Below are 12575 nucleotides of genomic sequence, written 5' to 3'. Positions count from 1 at the left end.
GCGGCGTATCTTACACGCGTCTTTGATACAAAAGATGACGCCGATACGCCGCACGGCGGGGATGTTTACCGCGTCAGCGGGGCCCCACGCATTCCAATGAGCGGTCGACCATCACTCTGGCCATTTCCATGAGGTGTCCTGCGGCTTTGGGCGAGTCGCGCAACTGTTCGGCACAGTGGAGCAGGTCTGAGGCGTAGACCAGTGCGTCTTCGAAGCTGATTTCGGGGTGGGGGATGAAAAAGGGATGGGGCGGACCGGGTTTTACTTTGCTCATTGCGGTAACTCCAATGTAGGTAATTGGAGCTGCCACGAGTCGCGACTAAACGATGGGGTGGCAGCTGTACGCAGGTTAGTCGACCGGAACATTGGGAACCCGGCGCACCCGAAGGTGCCCTGCGCACAGCCACCATAAAGCGTTGGCAGAAAAAAACGCCATGCTTGAGATGGCGCTTGTGCGCCCAATGTAAATCTTTCCCGAGCGACTAAACCCGGTCACTGAATTGGCAGTGACGAACGCAGACTAGCCACCGAAAAGGCAGGGCACAAGCGGCTGGGATTCTCTCGGAAATGTCCTGCGAAATAAAGAGAAGCGAGAGGTAGGAGCAGCGGTTTCAGACTTTGCTTAAACCTCGATAACACCAGAAAACCAATGTGGGAGGGGCAAGCCCCCTCCCACAGTTTGATCTTCATTGGGCTTGAGAGGGGTGTGGGTCAGGTCCACCAGTAGCGCACGAGGTGGAAGAAAATCGGCGCCGCAAAACACACCGAATCCAGCCGATCCAGCATCCCGCCGTGCCCTTCGATCATATGCCCCCAGTCCTTCACCCCCCGGTCGCGCTTGATTGCCGACATGACGATGCCGCCGGCGAAGCCGAGCAGGTTGATCAGCAAGGCGATCAGGAACGATTGCCACGGGTTGAACGGCGTGGTCCACCATAGCGCCGCGCCGATCAAGGATGACAACAGAATCCCGCCGACAAAGCCTTCCACAGTCTTTGATGGCGACAGGTTGGGCGCGATCTTGTGTTTGCCGAACAGCTTGCCGCACACGTACTGCAGCACGTCCGAGAGTTGCACCACGATCACCAGGTAGGCGATCAGCAGCAGGTTGCGGCCTTCGTAGCCGGGGATGTCGAGGGTCAGCAGGGCGGGCACGAACGACACGCAGAACACCGCGATCATCAGGCCCCATTGCACCTTGGAGGCGCGTTCCAGGAAGTGCGTGGTGTCGCCGCCCAGGGAGGCGAGGATCGGCAGCAGCAGGAACACATACACCGGGATAAAGATCGAGAACAGCCCGTACCAGTCCGAGTAGATCAGCAGGTATTGCAGCGGCAATGCCAGGTAGAACGCGGCCACCAGGGCCGGGTAGTCGCTGCGCCGGGTGGGCGTGAGGGTGAGGAATTCGCGCAGGGCGTAGAACGACACCGCGTAGAACAGCAGGATCACCGCACCGGTACCGAGCCAGAAAGCGATGCCGATGACCACCACCATCACCCACCAGGCGTTGATGCGGGCGTTGAGGTTGTCGATCACCGCATTGGGCGTGCCACGGGTACGCAGTTTGAGGATCAGGCCGATCAGCGAGGCGAGCACCAGGATCGCGCCGATGCCGCCAAATAACATCAGGGTTTGGCTATCCATCTCAGGAGTGCTCCGGGGCGAGGGCGAGCAGGGCATCGCGGGTTCGGGCAAGGAACGCGGCTTTGTCTTCGCCTTCTTCCAATTGCAATGGAGCGCCGAAGCTGGTGGTGCACAGCAAAGGCAGCGGTAGGACGCGGCCCTTGGGCATGACCCGGTTGAGGTTAGCGATCCACACCGGAATCAATTCGGCCTGTGGGTAACTGTTGGCCAGATGGTAGATGCCGCTTTTGAACGGCAGCAAGCCGTCCTCCAGGTTGCGCGTACCCTCGGGAAAGATGATCAGCGAGTCGCCGCCTTCCAGCGCGGCGAGCATGGGCTGCAAGGGGTTATCCACAGGGTCTTTGCGCTCGCGGTCGATCAGCACACCATTGAACACGCGGTTGATGATGTAGCGGCGCAGGGCGCTTTTATTCCAGTAATCGCTGCCGGCCACCGGGCGCGTGAATTTGCGCAGGTTCTGCGGCAGCGAGGCCCACAGCAGCACGAAGTCGCCGTGGCTGCTGTGGTTGGCGAAATAGATACGTTGCACCGGCACTGGCGCGCAACCCAGCCACAGGCTGCGGGCGCCGGTGACGGTGCGGGCCATGGAGGTAATGAGCGTGGCGACGACGGGTTCGAACATGGGGATTCCTTATCCGGCGAAAGGCAGCCAGGGGCTGGCGAGGATCACGGCGAGGGTCAGCAGCGCTTGCGCGCCCAGCAGCCAGGCTTGTTTGCGCAACAGTTTGAGGGCACCGCGACGGCGCTCGGTCCAGGGCCGGCCGGCACGCTTGGGCGATTGCAGGCCGAGGGCTTGCAGGGCTTGGTCGAGGTCCGGGGTGCGCTCGGTATCGCGGGCCAGCAGGGCGAACAGGTCGGCGTCGAAGGCCACGCGCAGCGCCCAGTACTTTTGCAGCAGCCCCAGGATAATCATCCACAGGCTGAGCAGCAGGCAGATGGTTGAAATACTCGCCATCAGCAACTGGGCGAGGCCAAATAACACACCGGCCACGGTCAGGCCTGTGGATAACTGATCCAGTGAACGGCCACGGCGCAGCAGGCTGGCGACCACCTGGAGTTCCATATCAGCGGGCATGGGGCAAACCCTCCAACGCTTGACGATGAGCAGGATGCAGGACCACATGGGCCCGCGCTGTACGAATAATAGCCAGCGCCTGGTCCACCGTGGCGGCGCGCCCACTGTGCAGCAGCCAGGCGGCGACCGCGGTGGCGCTGCGTGAGTAGCCAAGGGCGCAGCACACCAGCACCGGGCCGCTTGAACGCAGGCGCTCGATGGCCTCGGCGGCTTGCTGGCATTCGGTGGGTGTCGGGGCGATCAGGTCCAGCACGGGGATGCTTTGATACGCGCGGCCCTGTGGATTAATCGGCAACTCGGCACAGAGGTCGACGATGGCGTTGAATGAATCCTGCTCTTTCGCACTGGGAATCCGCCCAAGCCACACGTTATCCACAATCAGGTCCGGCTGTGGGTGTTTGCGTGTCCACAGGCGCGAATTTATCCACGCCCCGGCCAGGTAAGGTGCATACAGCCAACGAGCCGCATGCGTGAGCCGGCCATCGGTGCGTTTCTGAAAGCCCGACGCGCCGAGCACCAGGTAATTCACCTTGATCAAACCCAGGGACACCGCCGGCCAGAGCAGCCATAACCAGGCGCCGCCCAGGGAAAACGCGAGAACTGCCAGTGCCAACGCCCCCAGGCCGTAGCGCAGGCCCAAGCGCCAGCGCTTCGAATCTCGGGTAAGCCGTGCATTCAGCAGGGGGCTTGGATGTTCCACCGGCCACAGCCACACGCAGATCCAGCCGGCGAGGGCGCCTGTGGGTAAGTCGATAAAGTGATGTTGATAAGTGGTCAGCACCGAAATACCGATCAAGGCGAACCAGCCATGCACCAGCCAGCGCCATAACCCTTGGGTGTGGCGCTGATACATGACCCACAGGATCACCAGCAGCGCGATATGCAGCGAGGGCGCCTGGTTGAACGGTTTGTCGAACCCCGCCAGCACGGCAAACAGCCAGCCGAACACGCCATCCAGTTCCGGCCTCTCGAAGGTGAAGCGCAGCGGCCAGATCAGGAAGCAACTCACGGCGATGACCTGCGCGCTCAGCAAGCACAGCGCGTGTTGCTTCAGCTCATGGCGGCTGGTGGGCAGCAGCAGGGAGAAACCGTAAAGCAGGTCGATGGACCAATAGGGCACGATGGTCCAGGCCCAGAACGGCATATGGGTTTCCCAGTCGAACACCAGGGTGCCGACGTCGCTGCGCTGGCTGGTGACCCAGGTGGCGAAGCCGTAAGTGCTGAAAAACAGCGGCGCCAACAGCAGCAGCCACAGGACCGCTGGTTTCAATAAACCGGGTTCGCGCATGGTCAGATCTTCTGGGCCAGGGACACGGTAAAGATGCCCCACTCATCCACACGCTGGGTGATCTTGCGAAAGCCTGCCGCTTCTACCAGTTGATCCATTTCCGCCTGGCTGCGACGGCGCATCACCCAGGCCTGGCCCTGGCGATGGCTGGTCAGTGCGCGGGCGATCAGTTCCAACTGCGGGTGCCACGGTTGGCCGGTGTAGACCAGGTAACCGCCGGGCTCCACGGCTTCAGACAGGCCGGCCAACGAACCACCGACCATGGCGTTATCGGCAAACAATTCATACAGCCCGGACACCACCGCCAGCGTTGGCTTGGGTTGCAGTGCCGCCAAATCCAAGCGGTCAAACGCATCGCCTTTGACGAACTGCGCGATGTTCCCCAGGCCTTTCTCACGAATCAGCGCGCCACCGTCGCGCACGTTGATGTCGCTGTAGTCGCGCAGCAGGATCGATTCCGGCAGCGGCGACACGCCCTGCAAGGCTTCAAGAATGTAGCGCCCATGACCGGCAGCGATGTCGACGATGCGCACTTCGCGGTCTTCTGCGCGCAGCTTGGCCATGGCCAGGCGCAGCAGTTCCTCGACGTTCAGCTTGCGCTGGCGAATGCCACGCCAGCCGATGGAGTTGAGGTAGTTGGTGTCGATCATGCGGCCCAACCCGCCTTTGCCGGTGGGCGTGTTGCGGTACACGTAGTCCAGGGTGCTGCCGGAGTCGAAACCGGTGTCGAAGCCCAGCTTTACGCCGTCCGACAGGTTCTTGCCCAGGCCCATGCTGGCGCGGGTCAGGCGCCAGTACAGGTCGCGCAGGGAGTTGCGTGGCAAGGGGGCTGCGAGGGATTCGGATTCGGCGCAGGTGGCGCCCAGTTTGTCGGCGTCCAGCAGGGATGCGCGATCCAGCGGGTGGGCGAAGTTCTGCAGGATAAAACGCCTGGCGCTGCTCACGGCCACCGCACGGTCACGCTCGCCGAGGGTGTCGTGGAAAAAACCGGGGAGGATATGCAGTTCTTTTTTCAGGCTGCCAAGGCGGTCGAAGAATTGCTGCTGGGGTTTGCGGTGCACCACAAAGTCGGAGCCCGAGACCAGCAGTTGGGTCGGCACCTGAATCGCCTGGGCATCGGCGACAACCCGGTCGGCGGCTTCGTACAAGCCCAACAGCACGTTCACCGAGATGGCCTTGGTGATCAGCGGGTCGCTGTCGTAGGACGCCACGCGCTCCGGGTCATGGCTGAGGAACTTGGCCTTGACGTAACTGTTGACGAAGAAGTTGCCGCGAAACCTGCGCATGAGCGCCAGGCCCGGCCGGGCGAAGGGCACGTACAGCTTGACCTTGAATGCCGGGGACGCGAGCACCAGGGCGCGGATTTTCGGCGCGTAGTCATGCACCCAGGTGGCTGCGATCACCGCGCCGACACTTTGGGCGATCACGGCACACTCTTCTTCCTCGATGCCATAGGTGGCACCGATATGGTCGCGGAAGGTCTGCACGTCACGGGCGCTGGTGGCGAAGCTCGGGCTGTCGCCGCGTTCGCCAGGCGATTGGCCGTGGCCACGGGCGTCCCAGGCGAAGAAATCGAACTGCGGTAGGTCCAGTTCATCCACCAGGTGCGCGATACGCCCCGAGTGTTCATGGCCACGGTGAAACAGCAGGATCGCCTTGCGCGGCTCGCCGTCCGCCGGCGCGCTGGCCGGCCAATGACGGTAGAAAAGCTCGACGCCGTCATGGGTACTGAAGGTGTGCTCTTGCTGTTCGCGCATTGCAAAATCCTTATGCAGAAGGGGAGATGTGTTGTTCTTCTTTCAGGCCCTGGCGCACCCGGTTGACCAGGGTGTAGGCGAGCAGGGCGGCAACCAGCCACATCACCGTGTCGACCCAGCCGGCGCCGAGCCAGCCGAGCGCCACACCGGTGGCCAGCACGCCGAGGACGAACGCACGGTCACTCTTGCCCATCGGCCCGTCATAGCGCCGTGACGCACCGACCATCGGCCCCAGCACGCCAGCGTATTCACTGAACACCGCCAGCAGCGCCACCAGCAACACCGGCACCAGGCTCACGCCGGGGATCAGCGCGAAGGGCAGGATCAGCGCGCTGTCGGCAATCACGTCGCACAGTTCATTGAGGTAGGCGCCCAAACGCGACTGCTGGCCGAATTCCCGGGCGAGCATGCCGTCGATGGCGTTGAGGGCCATGCGCAGGATCATCCACAGCGGGATCAGCGCAAACAGCCACAGGTGTTGGGCGAAGCTGGCGATCAACAGGCCGACCAACAGGGAAATGACCCCGGCCAGCACGGTGATCTGGTTGGCGGTGGTGCCGTTGTCATAGAGGCGCTGCACGAGTGGACGCAGCAGGTTCTGAAAACGCGGTTTGAGCTGATAGATCGAAATCATGAGGGGTGACGCTTCCTTGTCCGAGAGCCCGCGAAAAACTGTCTGGAGTGTGCCGATTATTCATGGCCTGTACCAGTGATGGCTCGTGTTTATGGGGGTTTAGTCACGATCTTGAAAGCACTGAAGGACAAATGTGGGAGGGGGCTTGCCCCCGATGGCGGTCTACCTGTTGATGCATGTGCCGGCTGATCCAGCGCCATCGGGAGCAAGCCCCCTCCCACAAGAGATTTTTGCCATGTTCAAAACGCTGTTTAACGAACAAAAATTTCACGCCGCGTGTTATATCGTAACGAATTGTGTACGAGCGGGCGTGAGTGGATGCAAGTGGATCTAGAGGCGGACGGCGCTTCGGTTGAAGGCCTGCCGCGTTTTCAGCAGGGGCTGTTCCATGCCCGCCGATTGCGGCAAGCCGGTATCAGCCTGACGGTGCTGGCCGTTGTCGGTTGGGTGCTGGCGTTGTTTGTCGCGCTGTTTGCACCTGTGTCGATCTGGCCGGTGGTGTTGATCAACTGTGCATCGGCCCTGTTGGTGCTGGTGGCAGGGCTGCAGTCGGCGTGGTGGGTAGCCGATTGGCGCGCCCAGGCGCTGGAGGAGCCGGCGGCCGAATTACCCGTTGAAGAAACGGGTCGTTACGCACGCCTTGTGGGGCGCTTTGGCCGGCAGATTGGCGCCCCGGTCTTGTGGCTGGGCGGCTGGTCGCTGCTGGCGCTGGTCAGCATCATCGAATTCTGGAACCTGGCCCTGCCCTCGGCGCCTGTCGGCCAAGCGGCCAGCGTGGGGGCGGCATTGGCGCTGGCGCTGGCGTTCGGCTTGCTGGTGTTCGAACGGCGCCTGGCTCAGGAAACCACGGCCCAGTGGCCGGAAGCCGCGCAACTGGCGCAGTTGAGTCGGGTCGCGATTATCTGTCTGGTGGTCAGCGCCATTTGCCTGCTGTTTGCGGGGGATGAGTCGGTCTGGCCGTTGCGCCTGGCGGTGCTGGTCGGGCTGTTGCCGGCGCTGGTGGCGCTGGAGTTTCTATTAAGAGGTGTGCTGTCGCTGTTCAGCCCGCGCCAGCCGCGCCTTGAACCACGCCTGATGGCGCAAAGCTTCATCGCCGGGTTGCTGCGCTGGCCGCCACAACCGCTGCTGGCGTTGCAGCACGAATTACATAACCGCTTCGGCATCGACCTGCGCCAGATCTGGGCGTTTACCTACATGCGCCGCGCGTTTTTGCCGGTGTTGCTGGTGGTGCTGGCGGTCGGCTGGGCGCTGACCGGCGTGCATGAAGTGCCTCTGCAAGGCCGTGGGATTTATGAACGCTTTGGCAAACCCGTCGAGGTGTTCGGTCCTGGCCTGCATGCCGGGTTGCCGTGGCCCTTGGGCCGCGTGATCAATGTGGAGAACGGCGTGGTGCATGAGTTGGCCACCAGCGTCAGCGAAGCCTCTATTCCTGAGCTGGCGCCTGCCGAAGGCCCGGCACCGCTGATTGCCAATCGGTTGTGGGACGCCAGCCATGTGAATGACAAATCCCAGGTGATCGCCAGCAGCAGCGGCGATAAACAGAGCTTCCAGATCGTCAACATGGATGTGCGCTTCGTTTACCGCATCGGCCTCACCGATCAGGCCGCACTCGCCGCCACCTATAACAGTGCGGATGTGCCGACCCTGATTCGCAGCACCGCCAGCCGCATCCTGGTGCACGATTTTGCTTCGCGCACCCTCGACGAATTGCTCGGCGAACAACGCACCCGCCTGGCCGACGAAATCGGCCGCGCCGTGCAGGCGGACTTGCAGACACTCGACAGCGGTGTGGAAATCCTCGCCACCGTCGTGGAAGCCATCCACCCACCGGCCGGCGCCGCCAACGCCTACCACGGCGTGCAAGCCGCGCAGATCGGCGCCCAGGCCCTGATTTCCCGCGAGCGCGGCGCTGCCAGCGAACACACCAACCAGGCCTTGCTGCAAGCCAGCACCGCCCGCGACCAGGCCTTGGCCACTGCCCGCGAAGTGAATGCCGGCGCCCAAGCGGCCGACCTGCGCTTTACCGCCGAACAAAAGGCCTACGCCACGGCCGGTCGGGCCTTTGTGCTGGAACAGTACCTGGGCCAACTCAGCCTGGGCCTGGCCCACGCCAAGCTGCTTATTTTGGATCACCGCCTGGGCGCCGAAGGTGCACCGACGATTGATCTGCGTTCTTTTACTTTACCGGCCGACCCTTCGCTGCCGCGTAAAGCCGTTCAATAAGGAGTCTGTCTGTTGAGCGCTCATTCTCACGATCATGGTCACCACCACGGCCACCATCACCATCATCACGGTGATGAACAGGCGGCGGGCCCTTTCCCTTGGCGTCGCACGGCCTGGGCGGTGTTGCTGGTGCTGTTTGCGGTGGCGGCGGCGAGCCTGGTGCAGGTGCGCTCCGGCGAGGCCACGGTGATTACCCGCTTTGGCAACCCGTCGCGGGTGTTGCTGGAACCGGGCCTGGGCTGGCGCTGGCCGGCGCCGTTCGAAGCGGCGATCCCGGTGGACTTGCGCCTGCGCACCACCTCCAGCGGCTTGCAGGATGTGGGCACGCGCGACGGCCTGCGGATTATCGTGCAGGCCTATGTGGCGTGGCAGGTGCAGGGCGATGCCGACAATGTGCAGCGCTTTATGCGTGCCGTGCAGAACCAACCGGATGAGGCGGCGCGGCAGATTCGCACCTTCGTCGGCTCGGCGTTGGAAACCACGGCGGCCAGCTTTGACCTGTCGAGCTTGATCAACACCGACGCCAGCCAAGTGCGCATCGCCGATTTCGAGGCGCAGTTGCGCCAGCAGATTGATCAACAATTGCTCACCACCTATGGCGTGCGTGTGGTGCAGGTGGGGATCGAGCGCCTGACGTTGCCGTCGGTCACGCTGACCGCCACCGTCGACCGCATGCGTGCCGAGCGTGAAACCATCGCCACCGAACGCACGGCCGTGGGCAAGCGCGAGGCCGCGCAGATTCGCTCCGCGGCTGAGCGTGACGCGCGCATCGTGCAGGCCGACGCCACGGTGAAAGCCGCCGACATCGAAGCCCAGTCACGGGTCGAGGCCGCGCAGATTTATGGGCGTGCCTATGCCGGCAATCCGCAGCTGTATAACCTGCTGCGCTCCCTGGACACCTTGGGCACGGTCGTGTCCCCCGGCACCAAGATCATCCTGCGCACCGACGCCGCGCCCTTTCGCGCGTTGGTGGACGGGCCCAAGGACGTTCAGCCATGACCGAGCGTGACAGCCCGGACAGCCCCTGGATCCAGGCCGGGCGCCTGACGTTCCTGGCGTTGTACGCGGTGACCGTGCTGGCGGCGTTGGCGTGGGCGTTTTCCAATGTGCGGCAGATCGACCCGCAGAACCGCGCCGTGGTGCTGCACTTCGGCGCCCTCGACCGCATCCAGAATGCCGGGCTGCTGCTGGCCTGGCCGCAGCCGTTCGAGCAGGTGGTGTTATTGCCGGCGGCCGACCGGGTGATCGAGCGTCGGGTGGAGAACCTGTTGCGCTCCGATGCGGCGGTGCAGGCGGACCGTGTGGCCAGTTTCGCCACGCCCTTGAGCGACGCCCTGGCCGGCTCCGGCTATTTGCTGACCGGCGATGCCGGAGTGGTGCAGCTGGATGTGCGGGTGTTCTACAAGGTCACCGAGCCCTACGCCTTTGTGTTGCAGGGCGCGCATGTGCTGCCTGCCCTGGATCGCCTGGTGACCCGCAGCGCCGTGGCCCTGACGGCGGCGCGCGATCTGGACACGATCCTGGTGGCGCGCCCCGAATTGATCGGCACCGACAATGGCGCCGCCGAGCGTCGCGAGCGGCTGCGGGGTGACTTGGTGCAAGGCATCAACAAGCGCCTGGCCGAGTTGGCCGCCACCGGCCTGGGGTTGGGCATCGAGGTGACGCGGGTGGATGTGCAATCGAGCCTGCCGGGCCCGGCGGTGAACGCGTTCAACGCCGTACTCACCGCCAGTCAACAAGCCGACAAAGCCGTGGCAAACGCCCGGACCGAAGCGGAAAAACTCACCCAGACCGCCAACCAGCAGGCCGACCGCCTGGTGCAGGTCGCCCACGCCCAGGCCAGTGAACGCCTGGCCAATGCCCAGGCGCAAACCGCTACGGTCGCCAGCCTGGCCCAGGTCAAAGACCCGGGCTTGCTGTTGCGCCTGTACCGCGAGCGTATGCCGAAGATTCTCGGCCAGGCGGGCTCGGTGACCACGGTCGATCCTAAAGACGACTCCCGCTTGATCATCCAGGGAGCCGAACAATGAGCGCACCCATGCTGACCTCCGCCGAACAGCGCAGCGCTGCCCGGCAATTGACCCTGGCCATGCTCGCCCTGGGCTTGCTGATGCTGGGCCTGGTATGGCGCTGGCTGGCGCCGGACCAGACGGGCGTCAGCCAGTTGCTGCTCGGTGTCGCCTCGTTACTGGTGGCGGTGCCGGTGATGCGCTCGGCCTGGTACAGCCTGCGTTTTCCCAGCCTGCATGGCATTACCGACCAACTGATCGCCCTGGCGATGCTCGGCGCCTGGGCCACCGGCGATCTGCTGACCGCCGCGCTGCTGCCGATCATCATGATCTTTGGCCACGTATTGGAAGAGCGCAGCGTGATCGGCTCCCAGGAGGCGATTCATGCCCTGGGTAAACTGACCCGCAGCCATGCGCGGCGGGTGCAGGCCGACGGCAGCATCATCGAAGTGGATAACGGCACGCTGAGCACCGGCGATATCGTCGAAGTGCGGGCCGGTGATCGCGTGCCCGCCGATGGCGTGGTGCTGTCGGGCCAGGCGAGCCTGGACACGGCGCCGATCACCGGCGAGTCGGTGCCGTTGGAAGCCAGTGTGGGGGTGCAGGTGTTTGGCGGGGCGATCAACCTCGATGGCCTGCTCCGTCTGCAAGTGACGCGCACCGGCAATGAGTCGACCCTGGGCAAAGTCATCGCGCTGATGCAGAACGCCGAACGTTCCAAGCCGCCGATCACGCGGCTGCTGGAGCGTTACGCGGGCAGCTATATGGTGCTGGTGTTGCTGCTGGCGGCAGTGACCTGGTTTGTGACCAATGACGCCCAGGCGATGCTCGCGGTGCTGGTAGCGGCATGCCCGTGCGCCCTGGTGCTGTCGGCACCGGCGACGGCGATTGCCGGCATCGCCGTAGCGGCCCGGCATGGGATCCTGATTCGCAGCTCGGCGTTCCTCGAAGAGTTGGCGGACCTGACCTCGCTGGTGGTGGATAAGACCGGCACCCTGACCTTTGGCACCCTGCGTTTGCAGTCCATCGAGAGCGCATTGACCGATCGCCAGGCGCTGCTCAACCTTGCGGCCAGCCTCGGTTCGGCCAGCAGCCACCCGGTCAGCCGTGCGTTGGCGGGGTTGGCGACTCAGGCGCAAATGCTGGCGCTCACGGATATTCGCGAGCGCCAGGGCTTGGGCGTTGTGGCACAGACCGAGCAGGGCGAAGCGGCGTTGGGCCGTCCCGAGTTGTTCGAGCAATTGGGTATTGTCACCACCGCCGTGCCTGACCATGACGGCCCGATTGCCGGGCTGGCCCTGAACGGGCAGTTTCTGGCCTGGCTGCTGCTGGCCGACAGCGTCAAGCCGGAGGCGCGCCAAGCCCTGCAAGAGTTGCGGGATTTGGGCCTGGGCCGCCAACTGCTGCTCACTGGCGACCGTCAAAGCGTGGCCGACAGCCTGGCGCTGGACGTGGGCATCAGCGATGTCGAAGCCCAGGCATTGCCCGAGGACAAGCTCAACCGCGTGCTGGGGGAAATCGGCAGCGGCTTCCGGCCCATGGTGGTCGGTGATGGGATCAACGATTCCCTGGCGCTCAAGGCTGGCGTGGTTGGGGTGGCGATGGGCGCGGGCGGGGCGGACATTGCGCTGGCCTCGGCGGATGTGGTGTTGATCGGCAGCGACCTGCGGCGCCTGGGCACCTGTGTGCGCTTGAGTCGCCAGTGCCGGCGTACGTTGCAGGTTAACGTGGTCATCGGCCTGTGCTGGACCTTGGCCATCGTGGTGTTTGCCGCCTTTGGCTGGTTGGGTGCTGCGGGGGCAATGATTGCGGCGGTGTTGCATAACCTCAGCACCTTGCTGGTACTGGGCAATGCCGGGCGTTTGCTGCGGTTTCAGGAACCGCTGTCGAAGCTTGAGGATTAATTTTCGGGAATATTTGCACACGGCTGTAACGCCGATGTGGG

At 63.8% G+C, this 12575-nt stretch carries 11 protein-coding genes; 4 read left to right on the top strand and 7 right to left on the bottom strand.

All coding sequences use genetic code 11. The annotated features are described in order from the left end of the window. Window positions 1–73 precede the first annotated feature (73 nt). The 7 genes from HDC32_RS20370 to HDC32_RS20340 all read right to left on the bottom strand — a co-directional run bounded on the left by HDC32_RS20370 (window position 74) and on the right by HDC32_RS20340 (window position 6398). On the bottom strand, window positions 74–274 hold the full coding sequence (locus HDC32_RS20370) for a DUF3077 domain-containing protein (RefSeq protein ID WP_145337369.1): 201 nt from the start codon (window positions 272–274) through the stop codon (window positions 74–76). Between the two features lie 437 nt (window positions 275–711). Beyond that, window positions 712–1644, bottom strand: a complete 933-nt coding sequence (locus HDC32_RS20365) for a phosphatidate cytidylyltransferase (protein ID WP_032885177.1) — start codon at window positions 1642–1644, stop codon at window positions 712–714. A gap of 1 nt (window position 1645) precedes the next feature. Continuing rightward, complete coding sequence (locus HDC32_RS20360) at window positions 1646–2266, bottom strand: lysophospholipid acyltransferase family protein (protein WP_131697732.1); 621 nt, start codon at window positions 2264–2266, stop codon at window positions 1646–1648. Window positions 2267–2275: 9 nt separating this feature from the next. Further along, window positions 2276–2719, bottom strand: coding sequence for a hypothetical protein (locus tag HDC32_RS20355; RefSeq protein ID WP_145337370.1), 444 nt, complete (start codon window positions 2717–2719; stop codon window positions 2276–2278). Continuing rightward, window positions 2709–4007 (bottom strand): phosphatase PAP2/dual specificity phosphatase family protein, encoded by a 1299-nt coding sequence (locus HDC32_RS20350; RefSeq protein WP_184745259.1) that lies wholly within the window; start codon window positions 4005–4007, stop codon window positions 2709–2711. Before HDC32_RS20350 ends, HDC32_RS20355 begins: the two co-directional genes overlap by 11 nt. Before the next feature lie 2 nt (window positions 4008–4009). Then, entirely contained in the window at window positions 4010–5764 is a 1755-nt protein-coding gene (locus tag HDC32_RS20345) for a bifunctional alpha/beta hydrolase/class I SAM-dependent methyltransferase (RefSeq protein WP_184745257.1), read from the bottom strand. Between the two features lie 10 nt (window positions 5765–5774). Then, on the bottom strand, window positions 5775–6398 hold the full coding sequence (locus tag HDC32_RS20340) for a CDP-alcohol phosphatidyltransferase family protein (protein ID WP_053127483.1): 624 nt from the start codon (window positions 6396–6398) through the stop codon (window positions 5775–5777). 318 nt (window positions 6399–6716) lie between these two features. Here HDC32_RS20340 and hflK (HDC32_RS20335) point away from each other — a divergent pair, with 318 nt between their 5' ends. Genes hflK (HDC32_RS20335) through HDC32_RS20320 form a run of 4 tightly spaced genes read left to right on the top strand, consistent with a single transcriptional unit; the run spans window position 6717 to window position 12534 of the window. Further along, window positions 6717–8621, top strand: coding sequence for a protease modulator HflK (hflK, locus tag HDC32_RS20335; protein ID WP_184745255.1), 1905 nt, complete (start codon window positions 6717–6719; stop codon window positions 8619–8621). A gap of 9 nt (window positions 8622–8630) precedes the next feature. Continuing rightward, window positions 8631–9620 carry a protease modulator HflC gene (gene hflC / locus HDC32_RS20330; protein WP_184745330.1) on the top strand — a complete coding sequence of 330 codons (990 nt, stop codon included), beginning with the start codon at window positions 8631–8633 and terminating at the stop codon, window positions 9618–9620. Beyond that, on the top strand, window positions 9617–10651 hold the full coding sequence (hflK, locus tag HDC32_RS20325; protein WP_092355974.1) for a protease modulator HflK: 1035 nt from the start codon (window positions 9617–9619) through the stop codon (window positions 10649–10651). The genes hflC and hflK (HDC32_RS20325) overlap by 4 nt, the downstream gene beginning before the upstream one ends. Continuing rightward, window positions 10648–12534, top strand: a complete 1887-nt coding sequence (locus HDC32_RS20320) for a cation-translocating P-type ATPase (RefSeq protein WP_184745253.1) — start codon at window positions 10648–10650, stop codon at window positions 12532–12534. Before hflK (HDC32_RS20325) ends, HDC32_RS20320 begins: the two co-directional genes overlap by 4 nt. The last annotated feature ends 41 nt before the right edge of the window (window positions 12535–12575 follow it).

This window comes from Pseudomonas sp. JAI120 (genome assembly GCF_014207255.1).
GTDB lineage: Bacteria > Pseudomonadota > Gammaproteobacteria > Pseudomonadales > Pseudomonadaceae > Aquipseudomonas.
This window is presented reverse-complemented; position numbering and strand designations above follow the sequence as displayed.